Origin of the sequence: Mycobacterium sp. OAS707 (assembly GCF_014873705.1) — a bacterium.
Lineage (GTDB): Bacteria > Actinomycetota > Actinomycetes > Mycobacteriales > Mycobacteriaceae > Mycobacterium.
Window position 1 is genome coordinate 2,123,673 of the sequence record NZ_JADBDS010000001.1, and the last position, 25,030, is coordinate 2,148,702.

Annotated in this window: 25 protein-coding genes; 12 read left to right on the top strand and 13 right to left on the bottom strand. The window is 62.2% G+C overall.

Annotated features, from left to right (window positions below; translation table 11 throughout):
* The first annotated feature begins 3 nt into the window (after positions 1 to 3).
* Entirely contained in the window at positions 4 to 1,197 is a 1,194-nt protein-coding gene (locus GGC64_RS10505) for a cytochrome P450 (protein WP_192722290.1), read from the top strand.
* Positions 1,194 to 2,081, top strand: a complete 888-nt coding sequence (locus GGC64_RS10510; protein WP_192722291.1) for a hypothetical protein — start codon at positions 1,194 to 1,196, stop codon at positions 2,079 to 2,081. The genes GGC64_RS10505 and GGC64_RS10510 overlap by 4 nt, the downstream gene beginning before the upstream one ends.
* Here the strand turns inward: GGC64_RS10510 and GGC64_RS10515 are convergent.
* Genes GGC64_RS10515 through GGC64_RS10525 form a run of 3 tightly spaced genes read right to left on the bottom strand, consistent with a single transcriptional unit; the run spans position 2,078 to position 5,759 of the window.
* On the bottom strand, positions 2,078 to 2,557 hold the full coding sequence (locus GGC64_RS10515) for a nuclear transport factor 2 family protein (protein ID WP_370582049.1): 480 nt from the start codon (positions 2,555 to 2,557) through the stop codon (positions 2,078 to 2,080). The two genes, GGC64_RS10510 and GGC64_RS10515, sit on opposite strands and share 4 nt — an antisense overlap.
* The gene (locus GGC64_RS10520; RefSeq protein WP_192722293.1) at positions 2,488 to 3,483 is read right to left on the bottom strand and encodes a polyprenyl synthetase family protein; all 996 of its coding nucleotides are present in this window, start codon (positions 3,481 to 3,483) and stop codon (positions 2,488 to 2,490) included. The genes GGC64_RS10515 and GGC64_RS10520 overlap by 70 nt, the downstream gene beginning before the upstream one ends.
* A gap of 32 nt (positions 3,484 to 3,515) precedes the next feature.
* Positions 3,516 to 5,759 carry an MMPL family transporter gene (locus GGC64_RS10525; RefSeq protein ID WP_192722294.1) on the bottom strand — a complete coding sequence of 748 codons (2,244 nt, stop codon included), beginning with the start codon at positions 5,757 to 5,759 and terminating at the stop codon, positions 3,516 to 3,518.
* A gap of 271 nt (positions 5,760 to 6,030) precedes the next feature.
* Between GGC64_RS10525 and GGC64_RS10530 the strand changes: the two genes are divergently transcribed.
* The 7 genes from GGC64_RS10530 (at position 6,031) to GGC64_RS34650 (ending at position 11,117) form a co-directional block, all read left to right on the top strand.
* Positions 6,031 to 6,333 carry a WXG100 family type VII secretion target gene (locus tag GGC64_RS10530; RefSeq protein WP_192722295.1) on the top strand — a complete coding sequence of 101 codons (303 nt, stop codon included), beginning with the start codon at positions 6,031 to 6,033 and terminating at the stop codon, positions 6,331 to 6,333.
* Positions 6,333 to 6,620, top strand: a complete 288-nt coding sequence (locus GGC64_RS10535) for a WXG100 family type VII secretion target (RefSeq protein WP_192722296.1) — start codon at positions 6,333 to 6,335, stop codon at positions 6,618 to 6,620. The genes GGC64_RS10530 and GGC64_RS10535 overlap by 1 nt, the downstream gene beginning before the upstream one ends.
* A gap of 3 nt (positions 6,621 to 6,623) precedes the next feature.
* Positions 6,624 to 9,284: a hypothetical protein gene (locus GGC64_RS10540; RefSeq protein ID WP_192722297.1), complete on the top strand. Its 2,661-nt coding sequence runs from the start codon at positions 6,624 to 6,626 to the stop codon at positions 9,282 to 9,284.
* Complete coding sequence (locus tag GGC64_RS10545; RefSeq protein WP_192722298.1) at positions 9,281 to 9,544, top strand: hypothetical protein; 264 nt, start codon at positions 9,281 to 9,283, stop codon at positions 9,542 to 9,544. The genes GGC64_RS10540 and GGC64_RS10545 overlap by 4 nt, the downstream gene beginning before the upstream one ends.
* A 147-nt stretch (positions 9,545 to 9,691) precedes the next feature.
* Entirely contained in the window at positions 9,692 to 10,510 is an 819-nt protein-coding gene (locus GGC64_RS10550) for a hypothetical protein (protein WP_192722299.1), read from the top strand.
* A gap of 74 nt (positions 10,511 to 10,584) precedes the next feature.
* The gene (locus GGC64_RS10555; protein WP_192722300.1) at positions 10,585 to 10,848 is read left to right on the top strand and encodes a hypothetical protein; all 264 of its coding nucleotides are present in this window, start codon (positions 10,585 to 10,587) and stop codon (positions 10,846 to 10,848) included.
* Positions 10,845 to 11,117 (top strand): YrhB domain-containing protein, encoded by a 273-nt coding sequence (locus tag GGC64_RS34650; protein WP_192722301.1) that lies wholly within the window; start codon positions 10,845 to 10,847, stop codon positions 11,115 to 11,117. The genes GGC64_RS10555 and GGC64_RS34650 overlap by 4 nt, the downstream gene beginning before the upstream one ends.
* Before the next feature lie 24 nt (positions 11,118 to 11,141).
* Here the strand turns inward: GGC64_RS34650 and GGC64_RS10565 are convergent, their stop codons facing one another.
* Positions 11,142 to 11,456, bottom strand: a complete 315-nt coding sequence (locus GGC64_RS10565; protein ID WP_192722302.1) for a hypothetical protein — start codon at positions 11,454 to 11,456, stop codon at positions 11,142 to 11,144.
* A 77-nt stretch (positions 11,457 to 11,533) separates the two neighbouring features.
* Positions 11,534 to 12,184 carry an NUDIX domain-containing protein gene (locus GGC64_RS10570; protein ID WP_192722303.1) on the bottom strand — a complete coding sequence of 217 codons (651 nt, stop codon included), beginning with the start codon at positions 12,182 to 12,184 and terminating at the stop codon, positions 11,534 to 11,536.
* A 71-nt stretch (positions 12,185 to 12,255) separates the two neighbouring features.
* On the opposite strand from GGC64_RS10570, the gene GGC64_RS10575 reads away from it, so the two are divergent.
* The 3 genes from GGC64_RS10575 to GGC64_RS10585 are packed head-to-tail and all read left to right on the top strand — an operon-like array spanning position 12,256 to position 15,477.
* Positions 12,256 to 13,701, top strand: a complete 1,446-nt coding sequence (locus GGC64_RS10575; protein WP_192722304.1) for an ADP-ribosylglycohydrolase family protein — start codon at positions 12,256 to 12,258, stop codon at positions 13,699 to 13,701.
* A gap of 31 nt (positions 13,702 to 13,732) precedes the next feature.
* Complete coding sequence (gene pnuC / locus GGC64_RS10580; RefSeq protein WP_192722305.1) at positions 13,733 to 14,395, top strand: nicotinamide riboside transporter PnuC; 663 nt, start codon at positions 13,733 to 13,735, stop codon at positions 14,393 to 14,395.
* A complete protein-coding gene (locus GGC64_RS10585) occupies positions 14,392 to 15,477 on the top strand; it encodes an AAA family ATPase (RefSeq protein WP_192722306.1) in 1,086 nt (361 codons plus the stop codon). The genes pnuC and GGC64_RS10585 overlap by 4 nt, the downstream gene beginning before the upstream one ends.
* Before the next feature lie 13 nt (positions 15,478 to 15,490).
* On the opposite strand, the gene GGC64_RS10590 is transcribed toward GGC64_RS10585, so the two are convergent.
* The 8 genes from GGC64_RS10590 to GGC64_RS10620 form a co-directional block, all read right to left on the bottom strand.
* Positions 15,491 to 16,366 carry a hypothetical protein gene (locus GGC64_RS10590; protein WP_192722307.1) on the bottom strand — a complete coding sequence of 292 codons (876 nt, stop codon included), beginning with the start codon at positions 16,364 to 16,366 and terminating at the stop codon, positions 15,491 to 15,493.
* Positions 16,367 to 16,435: 69 nt separating this feature from the next.
* Positions 16,436 to 16,567, bottom strand: a complete 132-nt coding sequence (locus tag GGC64_RS35015) for a hypothetical protein (RefSeq protein ID WP_255528855.1) — start codon at positions 16,565 to 16,567, stop codon at positions 16,436 to 16,438.
* Positions 16,558 to 17,268, bottom strand: a complete 711-nt coding sequence (locus tag GGC64_RS10595) for a hypothetical protein (protein WP_192722308.1) — start codon at positions 17,266 to 17,268, stop codon at positions 16,558 to 16,560. The genes GGC64_RS35015 and GGC64_RS10595 overlap by 10 nt, the downstream gene beginning before the upstream one ends.
* Before the next feature lie 229 nt (positions 17,269 to 17,497).
* Positions 17,498 to 17,845: a hypothetical protein gene (locus GGC64_RS10600; protein ID WP_192722309.1), complete on the bottom strand. Its 348-nt coding sequence runs from the start codon at positions 17,843 to 17,845 to the stop codon at positions 17,498 to 17,500.
* Complete coding sequence (locus GGC64_RS10605; RefSeq protein WP_192722310.1) at positions 17,845 to 20,280, bottom strand: AAA family ATPase; 2,436 nt, start codon at positions 20,278 to 20,280, stop codon at positions 17,845 to 17,847. The genes GGC64_RS10600 and GGC64_RS10605 overlap by 1 nt, the downstream gene beginning before the upstream one ends.
* A 217-nt stretch (positions 20,281 to 20,497) precedes the next feature.
* A complete protein-coding gene (locus GGC64_RS10610; RefSeq protein WP_192722311.1) occupies positions 20,498 to 21,265 on the bottom strand; it encodes a hypothetical protein in 768 nt (255 codons plus the stop codon).
* A gap of 966 nt (positions 21,266 to 22,231) precedes the next feature.
* Positions 22,232 to 23,674, bottom strand: coding sequence for a DNA phosphorothioation-associated putative methyltransferase (locus GGC64_RS10615; protein WP_192722312.1), 1,443 nt, complete (start codon positions 23,672 to 23,674; stop codon positions 22,232 to 22,234).
* An 81-nt stretch (positions 23,675 to 23,755) separates the two neighbouring features.
* Positions 23,756 to 25,030, bottom strand: a complete 1,275-nt coding sequence (locus tag GGC64_RS10620) for a DEAD/DEAH box helicase (protein ID WP_192722313.1) — start codon at positions 25,028 to 25,030, stop codon at positions 23,756 to 23,758.

Below are 25,030 nucleotides of genomic sequence, written 5' to 3' on the forward strand. Positions count from 1 at the left end.
ACCATGCAATTACCGCTGGAGAGCTGTCCGCGCGCTTCGCTCCCGCAGCATCATGTCGATCTTTTTCGCGACGAACCGACACTCGACATCACGTTGGCTGACGGCACGGCGGCGATTGCCGTGACTCGTCAGTGCGACGTACGAGTCGTGTTGAGTGACAACCGCTTCAGTCGGGCACATTTTCACCTGCCTACCGTTGGTGCGGGCGCCGACCTGCCTCTGGCACTGGTCACCTCGGATCCGCCAACCCATACGCGTCGGCGCCGGGCCGTCCAGGGATGGTTTACGAAGCGGCGGGCCGAGAAGGCCCGGCCGCTCATCGGCCGCATCGCCGATCAACTTCTCGACGACCTGCTCGCGGCGGGGCCACCAGCGGACATCTTCGCCCAGTTCTGCCAGCCTTTTCCGAACCTCGTGCACATGACCCTGCTCGGGCTGGACACCGCCGATCTGCCCTTTCTCGTGCCGCGAATGACGGTCGCATGGTCAGCTGGTCACTACCACCCTGACGAGGTCACGAAAGCAAACCGCGAGTTGCACGACTACTTCGATAGTCGAGTCAGTCGATCGGGTAGCCAGACGACAGCGGGCGGGCTGATCGATGCCCTGGTACACGAAGAATCCTCAAACAGCCTGACCCACGAAGAGATCGTCATGCTCGCCATGGGGCTGCTCATGTCCGGCGCAGAGACGACCGCCAGTCACCTCGCACTGAGTCTCATCGAGGTACTTCAGCATCCCGGACTGGTGGATTCACTTCGCCGATATCCCGGGCAGATTCCTTCCGCTGTCGAAGAGCTGCTGCGCTGGGTTTGGTTCGGCGGCACGATGGGTGGTACCGCGGGGCGTCCGCACCTCGCAACGGCTGACGTGAAGCTGCACGACCGTGTGATTTCAAAAGGTGAAATCGTCGTTCCCGTACTCGATGTCGCCAACCGCGATCGCGATGTGTTCCCGGCCGCTGACGAGTTCTGCCCTCAGCGGAGTCCGAATCCGCACCTCGGATTCGGCCACGGTCGGCACCAGTGCATCGGAATGGCTTTCGCTCGTCTCGAACTGCAAGTCGGCCTGCAAACCGTGCTGTCCCGACTGAGCGGACTAGCTCTTGTGACTGCGTCCGAGATCGAGTGGCGCACCCAGATGTTCACCCGCGGGGTATGGAGCCTGCCGGTGACGTGGCAAGGAGGCGGAAAATGACTGCTGCGGTCGGTATCTCGAATTTCATTCTCACCAGGTATCCGCCGGTTCTTGCGACCGTGTACGTCTTGGCGTTCGGCGTAGGAGGAATCGGTCTATTCGCCGCGCTCGCCGGCGAACGGATTCCAGCCAGCGCGATACCGATGTTGGGGGTAGTCACTGTAACCCTGTTCGCCGACCTGCTGATCATGCGTGTCCTCGATGACGTCCGTGACAGCGACTACGACCGCATTGCGAACCCACAGCGCCCCGTGGCGTCCGGCGCAGTTGCGCGGCGGGACCTTTCGGCTCTGTGTGCCCTGTGCCTGACGGTCATCGTCGTCGCGAATCTGTTCTTCCCCAGTGGACTGTTGGTCCTCGCTGTCCAGCTTCTCTACACCGGGGCGCTGATGGCTGTCGGGCAGCGAGTCCCGGCCACCCGCGGTGACAACCTCGTCCTGAACGTGCTCGTGAGCTTCCCTGTTCAACTACTGCTGTATGTGTACCTGCTCGCGGCCTCGGCCAAGATCCACGCCGATGCGCCGACCGCAGTCGTTGGTGGGCTGGGAATTCTGATCCTGACACTGTGCGCCGGCCAAGTCGAGTTCGGAAAGAAGCTTGTCCGCCAGCCTGCGCCAGGCGAACGGAGCTACGTCAATTCGATTGGCTATTACGGGACTTCGCTGCTCACAATCGGCACTGCGCCGCTGGCCGTCGCGCTGTTCGCCATCGCTGCGCCTGTTTCGCTGCTCTCCAAGGCATTCGTCGCGTTGCCTTCGATCGGTGTTGCCGCCTTCGGCATCAAGTACCTCAGCCACAAAGACAACCGATGGCCTGCGGCGCTATCAACCCTCGGTCTACTGGGCACGCTGGTCGGTTTCGCCATCGTCGGAATGGTCGGTTAGACGCAGAACCAATCCCCTGCCGGTTCGATTGCCACGTTCGACTCCGCGTGCCAATACTCGTGGAAAACCGAGCAGCGTCCGTCCGATCCGAACCGCAGTGTGAGGCAGCCGGATACGGTCCGTGGTTCGCGCGTCGCGGGATCATGAAGAATGCACCAGAATTCCACCGCGGCGCGGTCCCCGCACTCGATCGCACTGCCAAACCAGATTCGCGGGGCGACCTGTCTGGACAAGGTCTCGACCCAATGAGCGCGGATCGCGTCGCGTCCCCGATGCGGTTCACCAAACGGGCCGCGAATGTAGTACGCATCGTCAGTGAAGAGGTCGGCAATCGAACTCGGATCCCTTTGCCGCCAACACGACTCGAGAGCGCTGATCCACTCGTCGGCGCTCACGGGTCCTTTCCTCACCGGAGTTGAAACTGCGGAAAGTAGGAGACCGTCTCGTCGATGAGCCGTGCTAGCTCGGTGACACACTGCGGGTCACCTCCGAGCGACGCAAGCATGTCGCGAGCGGCACGGACGATGGGCTGGATGGTTTCCGCGTAGCTGGAAACGATGTCCGGCGCCAACATCGCGCGCTTCAGTTCGGCCCGCGCCTCCGCCGAAGTGCGTGCTTGCCGGTGAAGGCCAATCAATTCCGCACGGCGGGCACTTGACGCAGTGCCCAGGAGATGAACGAGCAGATAGGTCGCAGTGCCGTTTCGCAGATCCTCGTCGCGCTCGGTGACCAAGTCGCGCTGGTCGTTGACCAGTTGACGAAGCACTCCGAGCACCCTACCGAACGACCGCCAGGCATCGACCCGGTCGGCATCGCGCTCCGCGAGCTGCGCGGCGAGCGCGGCGGACATCCCGTAGGGCGCGCCCGTCTTGCACTCGTAGTTGCGCAGCACATCGTCTAGAGTTGCGTTCTCCGCGTCGAGAACCAGGTCGGTCAGCTGCCCACTCAGTGCGTTGATACATCCGTTGCTGTACTCAGTGAGCAAGCGAAACCGAACGGCGTCGGAGACAGCCAGCTCGCCAACTATGTTGAGCGGCAGATAATTACCCACCGCAATTGCGGTCATCACACCGCGGTTGAATTCCGCGGGATCCGACCGGGCGAGTTGCGGATTGTCGATCATGTCGTCCAGATACCGCGCCGCCGCCCACCACAGTGTGTGCATGAGCGCCACGGGTGTCGCGCGCATCGGCGCAGCGGTTTCGGCACCGAACACGAGCACGGGCAGCATGACGATGCCGTTGATACTGGGCGCGGAGCCGTCCAGAGGAATCATGTCGAAAAACGTGTCGACGAACGTCCCCATCGCGTGATCGCCGGCTGAAGTGCTGGTCGACAGCCGTTCGGTCATCGCCGAAGCTTGTGCTGCGACCTCCGCCAGCACGCGTTGCTGTGTAGTCATTTCGCACGCATCGCGTCGCAGTGCGGGCATGTTCAATTCGCTGCTAATTGCGCCGTCAATTGGCGCACGGTCAGTTGATGCCGACGACGGGCCCCGCTGACGAGCAAATGGGCGGGAGGCCGTCGCCAATGAGGCGCCCACCAATTCGCGCGGCCCATCAGCCTCATCGCGGCGGGCATGAGTATCGCACGAATGAGTGTGACGTCGAACAGGATTGCCAGCGTCAAGCCGACGCCTAGCAACTTGACGAACGACACCTCAGAAGTGGCCATCGCGATGAACACGACTGACATGATCACTGCCGCCGCAGTGACGACGGGGCCAACGCGTTGTAGCCCGCACATCACCGCGCGGTTGGTGTCGCCGTGCGCGCGGTACTCCTCAGTGATGCGCGACAACAGGAACACTTCGTAGTCCATGGACAGCCCGAACGCGAGACAAATGATGAGGATCGGCGTCGGTGTAGCCAGTGTCCCGGTGACCGAGAAATCTCCGACCAGCCACTTGAGGTGGCCCTCCTGAAAGATGAACACCATCGCACCGAGAGTCGCTGACAAGCTGACTACGTTGAGCAGCAACGCCTTTATCGGCAGTACCACGCTTCGGGTGAACACGAACAGCACGCTGAACATCGCCAGGGCGAGCAGTGCCGCGGCGAACGGAACTCGGTCAAACAAAGCATCTTTGGTATCGATGTTCTCTGCGGTGAGTCCACCGACATGCACGGTATCTGGAGCTGGGGTTTGGCGTACCTGATCGAGCAGCACGTGGGCTGCGTCGCTGTAGGGATCGACGTCTGGGAGCACCCGTAGATAGGCGCCATTCGCGTCGGGCAGCGGCATTTCGCCAATCCGCTCCCCGCCGGCATAGCTTGTCGTTCCCAGCTTGACGGCCACGACATGGGGCAACTGTGACAGCGCCCTGGCGTACCCGTCCAGCTGATCCGCGCTCGCGGAGCCTTCGAGGATCACATCCATCGCGGCGGTCGCTGTCGCCGGGAAATCCGAGCGGATAACGTCTCCTACACTTCGGCTTTCAATTGTCGCGGGCAGCGACCGGTCATCCGAAGAGGTCAACCGGATGGCACCGAAAGGGGCCGCAAGCACAAGAGCCAGGAGCAGAACCGCGCCCCCCATCACTATCGGCCTACGCATGACCAATCGTGAACTGCGGAACCAGAACCCGTCTTCCTCGGCACGCGATTCGGCCGGTTCGTGACGTCCAAATACCTGTGGAACCAACCTGCGCACATTCAGCGTGTCGATTCGGGGGCCCAGCAGGCGCAACATGGCGGGCATGACAACGAGCGCGCACACCGTCGCGAGCAGTATCACACCGATACACGCGTAGGCGATCGAACGCAGGAACATCATCGGGAAGACAAGCAGCGCCAGCACCGACAGCCCCACCGCAGTCGCAGAGAATACGACCGTGCGGCCCGCGGTTCGAACCGACTCGAGGATCGCATCATCGAGGGACTGGGCGCGCATTCGCTCCTCCCGGAACCTGGTCAGCACCAGCAGGCTGTAGTCGATCGCCAGAGCAAGACCGAGGATCGTCGTCACGTTGAGCGCATAGTTGGACACCGGGGTGAGGGCCGCCAACAACGCGAGAAGGCCTAGTGAACCCACGATCGAAAGCACACCGATCACGACCGGCAAGCCGGCCGCGACGAGGCTGCCGAACACCAGTGTTATCAGCACCAGGATTATCGGCATCGCGATTGCTTCACTGATCCCCAGGTCGTGGTTGAGCTGATCGGTCACATCGTCGTAACTAACTGCCTCACCACCGATTTGGAGTTTCAGCGGACCGTGCTCAGTGCCGCGGTAGGTCGCGATGAGACGTCTGGCCGCCGCCGCGAACTCGCGCTCATCGCCTTCGACGTGCGCCACGATTAGCGCCTTCGTCCCGTCCTTACTGCGGAGCAATTCAGACTGGCCTGGTCCCCAGTACGAGCTCACTGTCGTGATACCAGGCGTGGCGGCAAGTTGTTGAGTCAGCGCCTCGCCGGCGGCAACCGCAGCGGGATCGTCGACGGACCCGCCGGCGGTGTCGGTCGCGAGAATCACCACGTTTGGTTTGCCGACGTGGAAACGCTGCTCGAGCGCGTCAGCGGCGCGCTGCGATTCGGAAGAACCGTTATAGAAGCCGCCACCTGACAGCCGCTCATTGATCCCGGACCCATATGCAAGTGCGGCCACCATGACTACCAAGGTCGCGGCGAGAACCGACTTCGGCCGGGCCACTGCTAGTCGTGCAAGCCGGTCTAGCATGATTGCCTTCTCCTGCGTCGACGTCCGCCATGAATCATCAGTCGCGTTCGATGCGACGAGTGCAGTAGGACCCCACTGCAATCTCGCCCGGTTTCAATCCGCCACTACGTAGTCCCGATCTCGGGGCGCGGTCATCTGACGCGGACAGCGCAGCACAAATGCATTTCTGTGCATTTGCTGTGGATGCGGCACTTTCTAGTGCACATAGCCCCCTGAGAGCTTCGTTATTCTGTTTACAACGCAAATGAAAGTCACTCGCGGGGGTTGAACGGTGTCAGATCTGCAGGTCACGGCGTCGGAGTTGGTTGCGGTGTCAGCCGAGCTCAACGCGCTCACCGAAAGTCTTCGCTCAGGCCTGGGCTCGCTCGACAGCGACGTGTCCGGGTTGTTGGGTTCAAGCTGGACAGGTTCGGCGGCGTCGTCGTACTCCGGCGTCTGGCAGGAGTGGCATCAGGGAGCGGCGCAGGTCGTCGAGGGTCTGTCGCGGATGTCCGGGCTGCTGCAGGAGGCCGCCGCCCAGTACTCATCGACGGATACTGCGACGGCCGACGGCATCTCCGGAGCGGGGCTCTGATGGCCGCGTTCAGCGTCGACCCGGCCGCCCTGCTGGCAGTGATTGACCGCATGACGGCGTTCGACTCCGAACTCGAAGCGCACCTGGCACAGGCCGCCAAGTCGGTGGCCCGACTGGGCACCACTTGGTACGGCGACGGCGGTGAGGCGGAGCGCGCAGCACAAGCCCGATGGGACGAAGGCGCACGAGAGATGCGGGAGGCGCTGGCCCGATTACGCCAGATCGCCGAGGGCGCGCACGAAAACTATTCCTCGGCGGTGCAGGCGAACACGCGCATGTGGGGTTGATGTGTGACCTCACCGATTGCGGTTGATCCGTCGGCTCTCGCGGCTACCGGAACGAGCGTCAGCAATGAGGGTGACGCGGTGGCCACCGCGACCCAGACGTTGTCGTCGGCGTTGTCAGGCGCCGGCGCGTTGTTCGGGCACGACTCGGCCGGGATCGTGTTCGGGCAGGGCTACACCCACTCCGGCCAGGCATTGCTCGATGCGGCAGAGTCCGCCGTAAATGCCTGCCGCCGAGTGGGTTTCGGTGTGCAGATGTCGGCCTCGAACTACGGCAAGGCGAACGCCGCATCCACAGTGGGCGGTGGCGAGTCGCCGGTGCCGGTCCCGACGGAACCGTCGTGCTTTGGTGGACTGACGATGCCGCCTCCCATGGGTGGCGGGGTCGCGGCTCCGCTCGGCTGGTCGTTGGTGGAGCAGTTCGTCGGTGAGGTCTGGCCCGACGGCAATCCCGCGCAGATGCATGCCGCCGCGGCAGCGTGGCGTGGGTTCGCAGCGGCCATCGGCGCGGCGGCGGGCCCGGTGTCGGCATCAGGAACGGCGTTGGGCGGCATGCAGATTCCCGAGTCGGGGAAGATGGTGGAGGCGGCCGGCAAGGTCGCGTCCGGCTTGAGCGATATCGCCGCGCAGGCGCAGGCATTGGCTTCAAATGTCGACGCGTTCGCAGACAACGTGCAGGCGACGCAGGACGCGGTGCGAGATCTGTTGCACCAACTGAGCCCAGGCGGGGTGCTGGAAACCATCGGCGGCATCTTCACTGGTCACAATCCGATCGACAAGATCAAGCAGGTCGCCGGCGAGATCAAGACCGTGCTCAACAACATGAAGCGCCAGGCCGACGCGTCGAGTCAGCTCTTCAGTCAAGGCATCAATGCTCTTGATTCGGTGACGGATTCGCTTGAAAGCTGGGCGAAAAAGGAGTTCATCTCGGCGTTCGGGCAGGACGTCGGCAATGTGCTGTCGTCCGACTTCAACGCGTTGGTGGATCTCCCCGAGGGCGGGCTCAAGTTCGTTGCCCAGACTGCGCACGGCCTCGATCAACTTGACCCTTCACGTTTCGCCTACGACCCGCAAGGGGCGTTGGATACTTGGAAAGGGTTGGCGAATGCCGCTGAAACGCTGACCAATCCGGTGCATCTCGCGAGTGAGATCATGTCCGATCCACAAGGCAGCCTGAACACCGTCAAGGGCCTGGTGGATTGGGAAGACGTCGAAAAGGGTCATCCGTTCCGTGCTCTCGGCTACGACGCCGCCCAGGTCGGCAGCTTCTTCATCCCGGGCGCCGGAGAGGCCGCGCCCGCAGTCGATGGAGCCAGCGCGGCTACCCGGGCAGCAGCCGACTCTGCGGGAGCCGAGACGCGCGCGGCCGGCGCGGCCACGCGAGATGCCGGGGCGACGGCCGCTACCCGCGCGGCCGGGGCGACCGAAGGCATCACGACCAAGGCTGGGGAAATCAGCAGCAAGCTGGACAGCGTCAGTGTCCCCGAGGGTGCTACCCCCGGCACCGTCCCCGGCGGACGTGCGCCGGTCGAAGCCCCTGTGCCGCAAGAGACTCCGCGGGTCGAGCCCACGCCGCGGGCGCCGGATGTTCCGCACAGCGAGCCGTCTGTGACTGCCGAACCGCACACTTCTGCTGAGCCGCAAGTGTCAACGCCGCCGCACAATGGCGCGCCAGCCGTGCCCGAAGCGCCACGGGCGCCCGAACCGGTGCCTCACTCTGCAGAGGTATCGAGCGTGCCAGCGGCGGCAGAGCCTCATGTGCCAGCCACAACGGCACCCAGCGCGCCGCATATGGAGCCGCCCGCTGCGCCAAGTGCTCCTGGGATTCCTTCTGCCAGCGAGGGATTCGGTTCAGCACAGCCTGCGACCGTACCGTCACAAGAACTTGCCTCTGTCGGCGCGGAAACCCGTGGCGCGGAAACGTCTGTCGCGGCAGGCGAACACGCGCCGCCAACCGTGGAGCATGGCTCGGGCTCTGGTGAGTCGGGATCCGGGCACGGCGGTTCTGGCGACGGCCATGGTCCAGCGGGCGACGGTCGAGGCGATGGCCCTCCCCACGAACCGGGCGACCCGCCGACTCACTCAGACGAACAGGGGCATCACTCGGACTCGGATCCGGGCGACCACTCTCACGCTGACTCTGACCACGGAACCTCGCCAGACGACAATGGGCTGAGCGAGGAGAAGCGTAACGAAATTCTTGCTATGGAGCAGGGCACTCGGCCCGATCCTTCGGAGTACTTGTCGCACGAATTCATAGAACGCCATCTTGAGAAGTTCGACGATGGCGCCACTCGGTTCATGACCCGAGATAGCTTGGATACCTATGGGATTGGGCAGCGCGACGGTACTTCATTTGTGATGCCTACCGACGAAATAGATGCCCTAATGAATGCGACCCACGGCGAACCTCGTGCGATGGAGAAGGCACTCGGCCTACCCGAGGGATATTTCTCTGGCGACGATGTGGTCCGCGTCGACATACGAGACCCACGAAACTACGACCTACGCCTGCCGTCCGGCAACGAAGCCGGTGCTACCGGCCAATGGATCCCCGGTGGCTTCCTACCTCAAGGTACGTCGGAGGCTGTCATCGACGGCGCCCAAGTTCCGGTCGAAGATTACATTGTCACGGATATGTCGACGATGACGGAAGGATTGAAATGAGGTTCGAAAAGACGCAGTTCTCCAAAGAAGACAGGTATTGGCTCGGCACGGATAACGAAACTGACAGGCGTTTTATCGGAATTCCTGTAGCCAACGCGATGGTTGACTATATCGAGTATTACTACCTCAGCGAAGAGCAGTATCAAACGTTCCTCACCGACAAAGCGGCCGCCTTCGAATTCGCTGAATCATGTCGCAGACATGAACGAGACGACCTGCTTATCCAACAGCCTGGAAGCGATCGCGGAATTCCCCGGTAATATCACCAGATGGCCGAATCAGAGTGTGGTTCATTGGTTCTCGCGACGTAGCCCAGGAAAATCGGCTTGAAGGTGATCAGCATATGGGATGGACCGGCTTGGTCAAACCTGACGAGTTGACAGACATACGGATAGTGGAGACTCGACGTGCCTAAGCGACTCGTGTTGCAAAAGCTGCTCACTGCACCTATCGCCGCGGCCATCGTGGAATCCGGCTCTGACCAGGTCGGTGGTTACGTCGCAGCAGCCTCGGCAGCAGCCAGCCTGAGGACTCCGGCGGACCTGTTGGCGGCATACGGCGTCGATGGCACACCCGAATTCGTAGACGTGGTGCGCTTCGAGCAACCCTGGTTGGCAACACTGAGCATGCCGGACGGTCGAGAGCGGCCGTGGCAGACCTTCCCCAATGGATTTTTGCTCGGCGACTCGCTAGCACAGGTGTGGACGTTGGGCCGTACTCGATACTCGTATGGCGCTGAATACTGGCGAATCCGTGCCGACGGTGAGCAGAAGTGCCTGTCGCGTTATGAAGGGGCTGCCCGCGGGTGGATCGGCGCGCGACGGTGGCGTGCGCCCAGTCCGATGGTCGGCACCCTGGCCCGCTGGCAGGGTCGCGAGTTCTTCGCCGACGTTTTACCGGAAAGCGTTCTGTTGACGGCGATCACCGACGACGGGCCAGCAGGTTTTGAGCAGGTTCACCCGCGTGTTTGTTGTGCGACAGCACCGATGTCTGAGTGTGAGGTGTTCGAGCGGGTTTTCACGGCCGAGTTGGAAGGGGTGCCGGTGCGTCTGTTGCGCAGCATGGGACGGACCGCGGAAGTCCTCTTACTCTCCGACGAGCCCTCGGACGCCGGACGGATGGGCGCGGGTCTCGTCGAGCCTGGCGTCTATGAAGTCATTGTCGATGCGGGCCGCCTGACAAACGTACAGGGTGTGGAAAATCAGCTGGCACCACCGAAGGGATGACGTCGTGGCTGAGGCCGTCGACCATGACGAAGGGATACATCATCACGGACCTATCCGACTAGGACGGAGGGACCATGGTTTACAACGACACTTTCTTCTCCAGGGAAGACAGATATTCGATCGGCATCGAAGAAGACTCTGCCCAACCCTATGTGTCGATTCCTGTGAGTAACGGAATGTTCGACTACGAGGAGTATTACAAGATCACGTCAGATCAATACCAGGCCTTTCTCAACGACCGTGACGCGGCAATCGAATTTGTCGAGTCGTGCCGCAGACACGAACGTGACGCCTTACTGATCGAGAAGCCTGGATCGAACCGTGGGACTCCGGTGTGAAATTTTTCGGTGGCGCAAAGTCTCGATCGACTGTCAGGGAGGCCCGCGCCCTCGCAGCAGAAGCGATAGAGAGACTTGCGCAAGAACAGCAGTTGGGCGAACTTATGATCATCGATGATGCAGTCGTCGAGACTGCGTCCGCATGGTACTTCCCTTACGATTCAATAGCTTTCATCCTCCATGGCGACATCGCTGCGGCACTGGCCGGCAACTTGCCAGCGAGAGTAGCGAAAGATGATGCGAGCGTGACTTTTGCCGTGCCGCAATAGTCAATTACGAACCGCGCTCAAACGTCACCCGGCCGGCCACTGGATGTAGTGCATCAGATCAGCGCCCTGCGGACCGTAGACACCGCGATCGTCACCTTGTAGCACCCAGTTGTGTTGCTGGTCGGCACGTGCGGCCAACTCATTCATCTGGCGCGCCAAGATCGCGCGACGACGGGCATCAGCCCGCACGATTGCGCGGATCACGTAGAACAGGCCGACGAGTACCGCGGCACCGATGATCCACCAGATGAACTTGATGATCAGGCCGACGATGAACAGCACACCAATCGCACCGGCGAATCCGCCGCCACCCGCCGACGTATTTCGGCGTCTACTCATCGCCGCACCAACCTCCCCAGCGTTTGTCCCCGCTGTGCAGATTGTGCGCCTCGGGTCCGACAAATCCGTTCGCGTCGCTAGCGGCGGCGAAACACCTCCGCCGGCCGCCCGCGAGTTCCCGAAGTCGCGGTTCCTGTTGCGACGAGGTGCGGTTCCATCGTGCGCCGGAAGGTGTCGCGCTGCAGTTCGCGTCCGGCGACCGCCTCGTGTGCGAGTCGCAGTTCTCGCAGCGTGAACTCCTCGCCCAAGAGCCGATCGGGATCAGGTTTGTCGGCGTAGTTCGTGCGGATGTGCTCGACAGCGAGCTTGATGATGTCGGCATGGTCATACGGCAGGCGGCCAGGAGAGTGAACCGGAACCAGCCTGGTGGCCTCGGGCAACCGCGAGGACAGCTGATCTGGCCGCACCACGTCGATATGCGCAACTGACAGCACCCATCCGCGATTGTCGCGACGCGGGTCGTCGAACACATGCAACTGCCGCGGACGCAGTCCGCGCACGTTCGCCTTTTCCCGCAGTGACCGATCCACGGCATCAGCCAGAGTCTCGCCTTCGTGCAGGAACGTCCCGGGCAGCGCCCACCCCGTGCCGCTGGGACGGCGCACTTCCAACACCACAAGTCCAAGTTGTGTGTCGAGAGTGAGCAGCGCCGTGTCCACGGCCACCGACGGCCGCGGATAGTCAGCCAGGGTGCGCCCGCTGCTGTCTCGATGATCGCGCTCGCTCATGTCGGAGCCTCAGCGTACAGTGAAACGCAATTAGCGCAGAACTGCGCAAAATACTCTCGAGAGGAGCGGTGATGACTTCATACCAGGATCGCGTCGAGGGTGTCCTTCTGGCGACCGCGGCCGGCGATGCACTCGGCGCGCCCTACGAATTCGGACCACCGCGTGGTCCAGAACTCGAAGTGGCGATGGTCGGCGGCGGCCCGTGGGAGCGCGGCGAGTGGACGGATGACACCGCGATGACGATCGCTGTCGCGGAAGTCGCCGCGACGGGCGCCGACCTTCGCGAGATCTCCGCTCTGGACACCGTCGTCAAGCGATGGCGCGAATGGTCGCGCCACGCGAAAGACGTTGGCATACAGACGCGGTCGGTACTCAACTCGGCATCCCGCGACGGCGCCATCACCGTCGCCAGTGCGCGTGCCGAGTCAAAAAGGCTGCATGAGCAGACTGGCCGCACAGCCGGAAACGGATCGCTGATGCGCACGGCGCCGGTGGCACTCGCCTATCTCGACGACGAGCAGGCCATGGTGCAAGCTGCCCGCACTGTCAGTGAGCTCACCCACTTCGACCCCGACGCCGGCGACGCCTGCGTGTTGTGGTGCAGCGCCATAGGGCACGCCGTGCTCACCGGACAGCTGGATGTGCGAATCGGCTTGCGCCACATCGACACTGACCGTCGTAAGCTGTGGTCGCAGCGGCTCGACGCGGCCGAATCGGGGCGGCCATCGTCCTTCGCGAACAATGGCTGGGTGGTCGCCGCGTTACAGGCGGCATGGTCGGCGATTGCCACCACTCCCGTACCGGTGGACGACCCCGACTCTGAAGTGTTCCGTGCAGATCATCTTCGCCTCGCGCTCGACGCCGCCGTCCGGGCCGGAAACGACACCGATACGGTCGCTGCGATCGCAGGTGCGCTGCTCGGAGCCGCATATGGCGCATCGGCCGTACCCCTTGACTGGCGAAGGCTGCTGCACGGCTGGCCAGGGATCACTGCCCACGGCCTGGTGTCACTCGCGACGGCGATCGAGCGCAAGGGAAAACCGAATGAGTTTGACTTCTCTTATCCGGGGTCCCCAATCGACGTCTTTGCGCGCCACCCCTACGATGACGGCGTCCTCCTCGGCGGCATCGGTGTCCTACGAGACCGTCCGGCGAAATTCGACGCGGTGGTCTCGCTGTGCCGGGTTGCAGACGACGATGCGCGCACCGATATACCTCGTGTCGAGGTGCGCTTGATCGACCGTCCCGAACACGACGAGAACCCGAATCTCGACTTCGTGCTCCTCGACACCGTGCGTGCCATCGAGGAATTCCGGCGCGAAGGGCGGACCGTGCTGGTGCATTGCGTCGGGGCGTACAGCCGCACACCGACCGTTGCGGCGCTGTACGGTGCGCGCCTGCGCAACGTCGACACCGAGAAGGCACTGCACGACGTCACGGCCGTTCTCCCAGGCGCGCATCCCAACCGGGCGTTCCGAGAAGCGTTGCGGCGCTTGCGCACGGGTCACACCGGCTAGGGTCACGACGAGCGGATCGGAAAGGATTGTCGTGGACATACTGACCACGCTGGTTGCGCCGTTCACCCACGTGATCTTCGTGCTCGGCAACGACGAAGTCAGCTGGGCTGAACTACTGGGCTTCGTCACGGGCGGCGCGTGCGTCTTCCTAACCGTGCGGGCATCGGTCGCGAACTTTCCGGTCGGGATCGCAAACTCCACCTTCTTCCTGCTTCTCTTTCTGTCGACGCGGCTGTGGGCCGACGCCGGACTGCAGGTCCTGTACATCGCACTGGGGTTCGCGGGTTGGTGGCAGTGGCTTTACGGCGGCGCCCAGCATCGCCGATTGGAGGTACGCAGCGCCGGGGTAGGGACGGTCATCGGATGCGTCGTGTTTGTCGGCGCGGCGACGATGGTTCTGTATCCGCTGCTGCACAGCATCAACGACAGCGCGCCGTTCTTGGATGCATTGACCACCGCCCTGTCGCTGGCAGCGCAATGGTTGTTGAACGGCAAGCGAATTCAGAATTGGTACTTCTGGATTGCCGCCGACATCATCTACGTACCGCTGTACGCCAGCAAGGGGTTGATGTTGACCGCAGCGGTCTATGTCCTGTTCCTTGCGCTGTGTATCGCCGGTCTACGTGCTTGGCGCAGGCAATCTGACACCGCAGCGGTCGACGTCGCCGAGCAGAAGAGTGCCTCGAGCATATGAGCGCGTTTGACCACGGGTTGCTGATCGGCAAGTTCTACCCGCCGCACCTTGGACACCACGCCGGCATTCGCGCCGCTGCCGCACGATGCCGCCGATTCACCGTCCTGGTGATGTCCGCTGCAGTCGAGTCGATCCCGCTGGAGCAGAGGGTGTCGTGGCTGCGTGAGGAGCACCGCAGCGACGCAAATGTCCGAGTCTTGGGGGTCCGCTGCGATGCGCCCTTAGATGTCACGGACGAACAGGTGTGGACCGCGCAGGTCGCCGTGATGCAGGCTGCGCTCCGGTGCGGATGTGCACCGGCCGTGGATGCAGTGTTTTGCGGTGACGACTACGGCGACGAGCTGGCCAGCCGGTTCGGCGCCACCGCGGTGCGCCTGGATCGCTACGGAAGTAGCACCGCAGTGCGACGCGACTTGGCGTCGCATTGGGGCGAACTGGCGCCAGCCACCCGGGCAGGCTTGACCACACGAGTCATTGTGGTGGGCGCCGAATCAACGGGGACGACCACCGTTGCGCAGGAGCTGGCCGCGCATTACCAGGCGCGGGGTGGGGTGTGGGCAAACACGCGCTGTGTGCGGGAGTACGGACGCGAGTACACCGAGATCAAACATCGCCGCCAAGGCGGCCAACTACGCGACTTGGTCTGGGAGCGTGACGATTTCGATGTCGTCGCCGCGGAGCAGACGCGCCAAGAGGAGAAAGCGGCTCGCGTCGGCTCCCCGCTCTTGGTCTGCGACACTGATGCATTCGCAACCGCCCTGTGGGAGCGGCGCTATCTCGCAGCGGCCGCCCGTACGGGTCAGATGTGGACGCGAGTTCCGCCGCGAGCGGTGTACCTCGTCACTGATCACCAAGGCGTGCCGTGGGAGGACGATGGCTGGCGCGAGGGTGACCTCGAGCTGCGGGCGGCGATGACGCAGTGGTTCATCGACGCTTTGACCCTGGCGGGACATTCCTGGGTGCTGCTGACGGGTGATCTCAGTCAGCGTGTGGATCTGGCCATACGCACGGTGGATCCCCTGTTGCATCTGAGGGCTAAGTTCGGAGAACCCTTGCACGGCCCGGGTTTCGAAGGAACATAGTCGCCTGGCGGCGTCACCACTGGTATGCACACGCCGCACAGGTCCAAGGCTCTGGGTTGACGCAGCATCCACGAATATTGCGCCATGGCGGGACATACTGGGTCGACGGCTCACCGAACAATCCTCGTTGTGTGCGCTGCGCGCCACAGCGGGGACATCTGGGATGCTGCGAAAAGCGGAAGTCGAGCAGGCTGGTGTGTCCATCGTCGTGCATACGGACAACACACCGCTCGCACAGCACCCCCGGCCAATCGGCGGGAAGCGTTGGTAGCAGCCAACTCTTAGGCGAGTATGGCCCGTCGATGTAGCTGGCACGGCCGTTAGCCGCTTGGATGAGCACCTCCGGCCCCTCGCGTCGTGGCGCATCGACAGTGCGAATGTGCACAACATCACGGGCGTCTTCGCCAGTCATATCGATGGGGTCATCGCATCCGGTACATGTCCCCTGCGAATGCAGCAAGATCCGGGCTGCGGCCACCGTCGAATGCCCGTACCGCATCGAGGGATCACTGCGGTACCTGCATTCGTCCAACGCCAGCTCCATCTGTACCGCGGCGTCTCCGTGTAGTTGCCACACTTCGCGGGGGTCCTGATCGTGCCTGAAGTCCATCACCGCGGTAAGCGTCGTCAAGTCGACCAAGGTGGGCGCGTGATCAGACCATTCGACTACCGCACGGTCCATGCGACCGTCGATGCCCACTCTTCCGAGGGTCGTCAAGATGGCGGGCGGATCGGTGTCCAGGACAATGGCCACCGCGTCGCCCACCTGAGCGCCGAAGCCGTGTCGCCAGGGTCGGTACGGGCTGCGAGAATCCAACAGCGCGATCACCGCGTCTTTCCAGGGCGTTCCCTCGACGATGTGAAGGCGTTCGGTCTTTGTTTGCGTCACCTACCAATTATTCCAGAGAGGTATGACAATTCAGGCCGCACAGCGTTTGCTGACAGGTTCAGTCGACGTTCAACCGCCGAGCGAGGTCCCAGCCACCCTGATCGCGATGAAGCCGAGGTCGCCGCACAACGAGTGGCCGCGAGCCCGCGAAAGGCCGATGTAGAGACGTTCCCCAGACCGCTCGAAGGCCATCAGCAGCACTCATCGCATTGTCCGGTCGCTGGGAGCTCTATGTGGTGGACCTTGCAATACTCGGGAGGCTGATTGTGGTCGAAACGAGCGAATGACCGTCTGGCGGGCAGCACCCACTGCTGAACGTCAGGGAACGGGTCGCCATCGCGTATGAACATAAGAACCGACGACGATATGGTCTGCCACCAACCTCTGGCGCCGTCGGGTTCGACATCGAACACTTTGAGGAACGTGGTCTTGCCGTCCGCCATAAAGAACGAGCCGTCGCGCTCGTAAAACCGGCCGCCGACGCCGCCACGCCGGAGATTGAAGAGGTCGGCAGCCTCGTCCAGCAGCGGAGACAATCCTGTCACGTCGTACCGACGGCCCGAGTGCAAGCTCCAACCAATCGCATCCGTCGTAAACACTGATCCGTCAGTTGATACTCCGAATTGCGCGGCTCCTGGGACTGAGGTCATCGCAATGGCCCGCACGATGAGTAGCTCGATCGGGTCTGCACGGACGAGGGCCGGACTCGCTTCGGCTACCGGCCGCTTGTCCTTGAACCGGCCTTGCGGCGGTAAGAAGTCGCCGTGCCAATGCGCTAATCGCACGGTCAACGCCATCGCCGCGCGCTCTTGCACATCGGGGGTGGAGTCGCGTTGGTTGGCCATACGCTGCATCGAGGCCCTAGTTATGTCGGCAATCTGTGCCGGAAGCAGTCCCGGCATATCCGTGTCCTCCTACCCCTCAAGTGCCTGCAGGAGTGGCAGGCTGGCGTCGTCGGGTATGACCGTCGGCCCAAACGCACCGACAAGCTCAGCGCCTGGCGGCGTATGTCGGCGGCCGTACCGAAGCCCAGATTGCTCTTGCGGTTCAAGGATGAATTCCATCCTCGTCCTCAACCCCCGTCGCACGAAATCTGCCGAAGAACTTCAACATGTCGGCCAACTCGACTGCTCACTGCGCCTGCAACCGTCTCACCGCACCGACGAGCTGTGTAATCTCGGCGAGCGACGGCTGCAGTTCGTAGGCGTGCCGGTGCACCGCCAGACTCAATCCGTGCCAAACCCGCTTCGCCTGCTCGCCGAGAGCGGGACCTCGAAGCGCCCCTAGCGCAACGAGTTTCGATCTTGTCGTGGGAAAGCCATACGCCTGCTTCGTCCACGACGCGCACTGCTCGTCAAGCCATTCCTCTAGTGCGGAGCGTGCCAGCAGCGCCGCGATGCGCGGCCCGCGACCGCCCAATCCGTACTCCCCCTCGAGCAGTCGGTCAGCTTCGTCAAGTACGGCGTTGCGATCGTTCATCAGGCGAGCCGTCCGAGGTCCTCAACTGCCAACCGGGCCTGTTTGACGGCTTCACGGTAATCCCGGATTCCGGCGTGTATCCCCTTGGTCGCCACCATCATGGTGGCTTTGCGTGCTGAACCGCCATCCAACCACTTGTCGATCGCCGCACTATTAGTCGGATCCACCGCCAGCGCGACACGCTGCCGCGTCGTCGTGGCGTCGTTCCACATGTCCTCGAGTTCGGCGCGCGAGTTGCCTGCGGTGAACTGGCGCGAGGAGAAGACGTCCCACGCCGTGACCTCCAGCGCCTCTCGGCACAGCAGCGGAACAGCCTTCTTCTTGATGTCGTCGGGGACGGCCTCGTCGACCGCGATTGCAAAGGCATCCTCAAGTAGTCGGTCTGCGGGCCGAGTCGATTCCGTCACGGTGACAACCGAATTCGCACCACGAACAAGTTCCACGATCCGCGCCGGCGACCGTGACATTCTGATGGCCGAAGGGAGTCGGTCGTCGTGGGTGAAGACGATGACTTGGCGGTTCTCGGCAAGCCGGGTCAGCACCTGCAGGAAGCCGTCGATCTTCGACGGGTCCATCGCCTGGATGGGGTCGTCGAGCACGAGAAAGCGAAACGGGCTCGCCGGCGACGTGGCACGCGGAATGAAGATCGCCAGCGACAGCGCCTGCAGCTCGCCCTGACTCATCACCCCGAACGCGTCGGTGTCCGACCCATCTACGTCGGCCTTCAAAACAACTCGGCGCGTGGTCTTTTGGCCTTCGAGCCGGATCTCGCCGAGATCGACGTTGCTTTCCTGCCGCAGCGCGGCCCAAATGCCCTTCGCCTGGTCGGCCAGCGGGGTGATGCGTTCGTTGCGAAGCATCCCGCCGTTCTTCTGCAGCCACTTAAGAGCCTCGTCGGCGACAGCGAGCCGAGGCTCCGCTTCAGCCACCTTCTCGGCCTTGCTGATCCATCCCGCAAGCTCCAAGGCCACGGGATGCCATGCGTCAGCGCGTGATTGGATCAAAGCGGCGGCCTGTTGGCGCAGATTCGCATAGGCCTGGCGCAGTGGTTCGAGAGTCTCGGTCACGTGGTCGGCGAGAGCGCCGTCGTCGTCGACGGGCAGCTTCACGAAGGCGTCGTAGGTGGTGCGGGCGGCGTCCAGGTCGGTGAGGTCGGCGTCCGCAGTCGGCGGGGCCGGAACTTCGCGGATGGCCGCCAAAACTGCGGAGCGGGCTTGGGCAGTCGCGGCCCGCGCAGCGGTCAGCGCCTGAGCGGCCTCCTGTTCCTGTTCCAGGGCGGCGCGAGCAGCGACTGCCCAGTTCGCGTCCAAGGTTCCGTGCCCGCACACCGGGCACTTCTGGTCACCGAAGTGCTCGTGGAAGTCGAGTCCCATCTCCAGCAGCTGGGCGCGGTCGGCGGCGAGCGCATCGGAGCGCTCCGCCTCCTGCCGCTGGCTGTCGGCGGCGGACCGCAGCGCGGCACACTTCAGCGCCATGTCGTCGGGCTCGGGAGTGGTGAGGCGCTCGGCTCGCAGCCACGCTTGCGGGACGGCGGCATTAGTGCCGTCGGTGATCAACGGTCGCACCACGTCAAGGATCGGCTTGGTCTTGCGGACCTGCGCCAGAGCGGTTGCCGCCCTTGGGTCTTCGTGTGACTCCAGGGTCGGCTTCAGCGCGTCACGGGCCTTGCGTAGTTCGGCTGCGGGTTGGCGCAGTTGCTTGACCTCAGCGTCGAGACGCGCCATCGCGTCGGTGAGCTGTTCGAGGCCGAGCAGCTTGTAGAGCTGGTCGTAGAAGGCGCTGGGACTGCCCTCGAGAATTCCGCTCAATTCGTCGTAGCTCATCAGCGGGCGATACATCTCGAGCGCACTGTCCCATCCGAGCACCGAGACGTCTTCTTGCTTCTTGCCTTTGCGCTGCACCCACCGCTTGGAGTCGTCGACAGCGACGTCGTCGCCGGGTGGCCAGTCGACTCCGATCATGGTGGTGCCTTCGCCTTCCTCGGCGAGGCCCACACGGATCTCTGACTTCTTGCCGGCATGCAAGTTGCGCCAGTCCTGCGACCAGATCACAGGTTTGTTCTTCCAGCGCGAATTGGTGCCGGTGAGCGCGAGCTCCAGCCCCTCGGCGAGCGTCGACTTGCCCGAGCCGTTGCGGCCGGCGACGACGGTCAGGCCGGGTCCGGGCTTCAGCGGCAGCGTTACCTTCGGGCCGATGCCGCGGAAGCCCTCGACGGTGACCTCGGTGAGGTAGGCACCGGTCGGTTCGCTGGGCTCCTCGATCGGCGCCGTGAGGGACTCGACGAGTTCGCGGCGGGTAGTGCCCCCGCCGAGGACTTCGGACAGGTCCTCGGAGGACTCCAGTGCGGCCAGGACGACGAGGCGGGCCTGTTCGCTGAGGTCCGGGTCTTCGTCGGCGCGGGCCAGTACGTCGTTCTTCAGCCGCTCATCCGACACGCATCCACCTCCCGATCTGAGTCAAGGCTGCGGGTCAACACCGTCTAGCCATAGCCGCAGATCGAAGCCTCCCCGCTCGTCGCGCTTGACTCGTGCGATGTCGACGATGGTAGCGAGAGCGGCCCCGTGCTCGACAGCGATCGCGGCGAGGACTTCCGGACGTCGGATGCATTGCTTCAGAGGTACAAGCGCTCGACCGGCAAGCTGTCCCACCGCGTTAACCTCCTAAACTGCAGCCGGAGTGCCCGCGTCGGCTAGTCCGCCTACTTGTCCGGCGCAACCTTGATTCGGCGCTACCGTGGTGCCAGATCGCGTGATCGAGCTGTAGCACGCTGGCCTGAAGCTCCTCGGCCAAAATCGTGACTAGCTGCGCGGCTTCGACGTCGGACACGTGACGTTCGAGGGCATCGTCCACGAATCGGTTGATCATGACGTCGGCTTTCACGCCCGGCAGCCCAAGGTTCATTAGGAAGTAGGTTGCCGCTTGACGACCTACACCTCGACCTCTCCGAATGGCCCTCAAAAGGTCCATCGGTCGTTCTGCATGCGACTCCACGACGTCTCGAGCGTTTCGAATGCCTGCGGCCAACAGTGCGGAAGCGGAGGTGTAAACCGCGAGCGCCTTTGTTGGCCTATCTGGCGAATTGGGAACCGCGACAGCATTGCTTTTCAAGACTGCGCGAAACCCGTCGACACCTCCAAGGGCTTCCACTTCGTCGATCATCTGTTGAAAGTCATTCAGCGGCCTACCAACATGAGCACGCCAGCGTTCTACGACAGCGCGAGGTCCCTTCACTGCCGATCGACCGTATACAGCTCGAAGAGAAAAGATGGAATCTAAAAGGGCTGCTTCCGCTTCATCTCGGTAACCTGCAGGTGTTGGCGGCCATTTGATCGCGTCGCGCCCGATCGTCTTGTCTACGTGATCAAGAAGACGTCGTAGCAGCATCGGATCGACAGAATTTGCGTTCGCCAGAGCACCCACTCGAAGATCGTAACTTCGAGACGCTGATTAACCTGCCACCATGGAGCCTCCACCGGATCCAAGCCGCCGCGCTCGTTCGACCTTGCGTTGCAACAAATGGCAGGCGCCCGCGTCAGAGAATTCCAGCGATTCAAAGACTACAGGCTTCTCGCCGAGCAAACCGGAGTCAGCGGCAGGCACCGCACAGCGAGCAGGACGTCGATGCGCACCTCGACGGCCTGGCACCGGAATTTGTCCAGAAACGACCCTGGCGTTTCGGGTGCGGAGCGGACAACGGGGTACAAGATTCACCCTGGCAGCATCGCAAGATTGGCCCTCCGACTTCTTCATCTTGATACGGACACGTTTGATAGGAAACCTAGAACTTTCTGTCGAGCGCACCCAAGCGGTACTTGCTTAGCTTCGTCTTGCTTAACCAGTCGAACCGTCCATAGCCAATCTCTCGCTAGCGACCGGGGTTGTCGTACCGGTCTAAAGCTTGATGACCCCAGCTACGCTTTACCTAGAGCTACTGGCAGCTCCAAATACAACTTTCAGTTTCGACCACACTCGCTTGCGGCCAACATAATTGAGCATCGAGAGGGCCAAGTTGAGGTTGATCAGGTGTTCGTTGCCCAGCGGAACGGTGACAACGTCGTGTTCCTCGTCGAAGCGGACACGGAAGGTCAGCGGCTTACTCGCGAAGCATGGGCTTCTCTTTCCCCCGCCTAGCCGTTCGTCCGCTCGTCCCAGACGGCATGGAGATTGTGCCTGCATACGTCCGCGCCAGCCATGGTTATGAAATGATCGGCTTCCACATAGCGGAATGCTCGTCTCTCTGCGGGGCGATACTCAGACCGCCTCCGTCGGCATGGTCAAAGTGGAACACCATGTGTCCCTGCGTCTTCCCTTCGCTGTTCCACGTTTGACACATGCAACCAGCGTCAGAAGCGTCCCTAACCCGCATTTAACACGTACAGCGCTTGCCTAGCTCGACGCCTTTACGAGACGATGTCCACGCAGCGTTACTCCACATCTCTTCAGTTCCGCATTCCATCCATCCTCGAGCCCAATCATGTTGGGATTCAAATACAATCCAGCGCGCACCTCTGCGGCCGTCAGACGGCGGTATTTGGCTAAGTCTGGATCTTCGGGCGCGAGGAACTCTTCTTTGCGATGCAGCAGAGGCCGGTTGGATCGATCACCGAATCGCTGGAAATTTGAGTTAAGCGACGTCATATCAACGCCATACGTCCAATCTAACGTGGGATGCGGGTGCTTATCGAAGTCCGGATACGAGGACCACGAGACACGGCGACCTCGATGGTCAAGCTTGAGTATGTTCCATCCATCGGGACGTCCCGCTGCTACAAATCCGCAGTGCTCGTACAGCCGCAGCACTACAGGCACTTTCGGAACTGCGCGCCGATGAACATACAGCGCCGTAGCTGTCAGCTTTCCGGGCGAGTTCTGCATTGCCCCACGGATATACTTGTCATCCCTGATCTTTGACAGCAGGCGGTCAGCTCTTGCGCATGCCTCCCGATAACTCTTGAAACAGGATTTAATATCCGCTTGCACACCGAGCGGAAGAGCATTGAAGGACGCGCGTCCATTGAAGATTGATGTTCCCAAGTACAGCAACGTGTCGAGCGTAGTGCGTTTGAAGCCTTCGGCAACCCGTTCGGGGGAGGCACCCTTATTCACTAGGTCGAGTATTGTCCGACGCGAGAGCGTGCCAAGGAGCGGAAGCAGTTCCGCTGGAATCTCCTCGAACAAGGGGGGCCTGCCTCGCTTCTCAGTGAACGAGACGACCTCGGCTACCGCCGCTGAGTAATCCTGGCTCCTCGCCCACTCATAATCAGCAATAGTACCGCGAGCGAGATAAGCGAACCTGTCTTCGTCATTACGGAAGGCGTAGACGACGCCTGGGACGGGAGACACACATCTGCGACCTGTCACTTCCTCAACTACTTGCCGCAGCTCACGCGGGCTGTAGAAATGCTGGAAAGTGTTGCGGCTAGTGAGAATTCCATCGCCTGACGTAGTCCCGTTCAGCGAGTTGACTTCCCACTGCAGCCGGCTCGATACCACTATTGCGCCCTCAGCTAGGCTCCAAGCCCTTTCGAGGGTCGCGCGGCGTTCTATCGAGTCTTCGATAACGTTTAAGACGTACGTCAGCAGTACGACATCGCGCTTCTCAAGGGGTGTGTCGGCTGCAAAGTATGGATCCCAGCCTCTGACAGCAATTCCCATGCGCCCTAAGCGATTTACGTCCTGACCACGACCGCAACCGTAATCGAGTACCGAGAGCTCCGGTCGAATTATGTGATCGCGAAGACTTTGCCGAACCGGCATCGAAAGATCGCCCCGTCCGATTGCTGTGCGATGTCGGCGGCTTCCCCAGTCGGGCTCCCGCGGCGGCGTCATGTTCCGCGGCCGTCGACTTCTGACGGCCAGAACACGCGACCTGCAGCAACGGTCCGCTCGTCAGCCACGCTGTCCGTCGCCTCAGTTTCGCGACCAGTCATAGTCACGATAGCGATAGTAGGAAGACGGGATGCCATACTTAGCTAGATGATCGTCAAAGTCCCAGACGCGCGCCAGAGCTGATCCGCCTGTCTTCGGTCCCCTTGCAGCTCGCCCCACCATTTGCTCGAACAATATCGGACTTCCGACCGGCCCGAGTAGTAAGACATCTGATACCGCAGGGCAGTCGTATCCTGTTGCGAGCAGCCGCTGGTTCGCCAACACCTGGATACGCCCTTCTCCGAACGCTGCGAGTATTGAAAACCGTCTCTGCGCCGGCAGCTTTGAACTCACGCTCGCAGCAGGAACCTCGAGACCCCACAAGGCGGCCGCAAGGCATTCAGCGCCCTCGACTGACTGTGTAAAGACCATCACACGCCTTCCGTGCATCGCGAACTGCTGGCAAGCTGTGATTGCAATGCGCAAACGCGAAACTTCGTCCGCCACGGGGATCTCCCGTTTCGTGAGGCTGCGGAATTCGAGTCGAGCGAGCACCCCCCGCCGTTGAAGTGTCAGGACCGGATTGGCACCCAGCGTTGAGCTTGTTATCAAGTGGCCGCCGAAAAAATCGACGAGTCGGCTTGTTTCATCTTCCGCCGTTCGCCCAGGGGTTGCCGAGAGGCCGATGAGTCCTGTTGGCTGCGATCGATAGCCCGTATGTTGGGAACACAGCGCACGAACCGACTGCTCATATGTGCGTGCGCCTAGCTGGTGAGCTTCATCGAAGATCACAGCATCCCAAGCTCCCAAATTCGTTTCCTTCTGCAACCGCGCGTAGACTTCCTGAGGCGTTGTGACACATACACTCAACTCCCTCGACATCCGAAACCCCCGGTCAATACGAATATCAGGGCATCCACCAATCGCCTTCCACATATCGACGAAGGTCAGCTGCGCTTGCTCGACTAGTTCCCGCGTCGGAGCTAGCCAGATTGCATTGTGAATTATGTTCCGCGAGAACGAATCTAGACAAGCGACGACAGCCGTACGGGTCTTCCCGCCTCCCGTCGGAAGCGATAGCAAACCGGACCTTCCACTTTCGATACAAGCGACGAACTTCGTTACCAGATCACGCTGATAGTCGAACAATCGTGGCCGCAGAGACGACCGGACGAGATCCAGGGAGTGAGTTCCAACCGTAGCGACATCCGCACTATCTTCCTCATCGAAAAAACCTTCATCCCACGGCGACGATTCCATGGCGAAGTGTCTTGACAGCGCGCGACGAAGGACACCCGCCGAATCCGCTGGCGGCAT

What these genes read in the sequence shown, in the direction of transcription:
- GGC64_RS10545 (WP_192722298.1), top strand. Translation starts at nt 9,281, where the DNA reads ATGAGGTTCGAAAAGACGCAGTTCTCCAAAGAAGACAGGTATTGGCTC.
- GGC64_RS10595 (WP_192722308.1), bottom strand. Translation starts at nt 17,268, where the DNA reads ATGCCGGGACTGCTTCCGGCACAGATTGCCGACATAACTAGGGCCTCG.
- GGC64_RS10525 (WP_192722294.1), bottom strand. Translation starts at nt 5,759, where the DNA reads ATGCTAGACCGGCTTGCACGACTAGCAGTGGCCCGGCCGAAGTCGGTT.
- GGC64_RS10600 (WP_192722309.1), bottom strand. Translation starts at nt 17,845, where the DNA reads ATGAACGATCGCAACGCCGTACTTGACGAAGCTGACCGACTGCTCGAG.
- GGC64_RS10570 (WP_192722303.1), bottom strand. Translation starts at nt 12,184, where the DNA reads ATGAGCGAGCGCGATCATCGAGACAGCAGCGGGCGCACCCTGGCTGAC.
- GGC64_RS10520 (WP_192722293.1), bottom strand. Translation starts at nt 3,483, where the DNA reads ATGACTACACAGCAACGCGTGCTGGCGGAGGTCGCAGCACAAGCTTCG.
- GGC64_RS10620 (WP_192722313.1), bottom strand. Translation starts at nt 25,030, where the DNA reads ATGCCGCCAGCGGATTCGGCGGGTGTCCTTCGTCGCGCGCTGTCAAGA.
- GGC64_RS10510 (WP_192722291.1), top strand. Translation starts at nt 1,194, where the DNA reads ATGACTGCTGCGGTCGGTATCTCGAATTTCATTCTCACCAGGTATCCG.
- GGC64_RS10535 (WP_192722296.1), top strand. Translation starts at nt 6,333, where the DNA reads ATGGCCGCGTTCAGCGTCGACCCGGCCGCCCTGCTGGCAGTGATTGAC.
- GGC64_RS10555 (WP_192722300.1), top strand. Translation starts at nt 10,585, where the DNA reads ATGGTTTACAACGACACTTTCTTCTCCAGGGAAGACAGATATTCGATC.
- GGC64_RS10615 (WP_192722312.1), bottom strand. Translation starts at nt 23,674, where the DNA reads ATGACGCCGCCGCGGGAGCCCGACTGGGGAAGCCGCCGACATCGCACA.
- GGC64_RS10565 (WP_192722302.1), bottom strand. Translation starts at nt 11,456, where the DNA reads ATGAGTAGACGCCGAAATACGTCGGCGGGTGGCGGCGGATTCGCCGGT.
- GGC64_RS10505 (WP_192722290.1), top strand. Translation starts at nt 4, where the DNA reads ATGCAATTACCGCTGGAGAGCTGTCCGCGCGCTTCGCTCCCGCAGCAT.
- GGC64_RS10585 (WP_192722306.1), top strand. Translation starts at nt 14,392, where the DNA reads ATGAGCGCGTTTGACCACGGGTTGCTGATCGGCAAGTTCTACCCGCCG.
- GGC64_RS10575 (WP_192722304.1), top strand. Translation starts at nt 12,256, where the DNA reads ATGACTTCATACCAGGATCGCGTCGAGGGTGTCCTTCTGGCGACCGCG.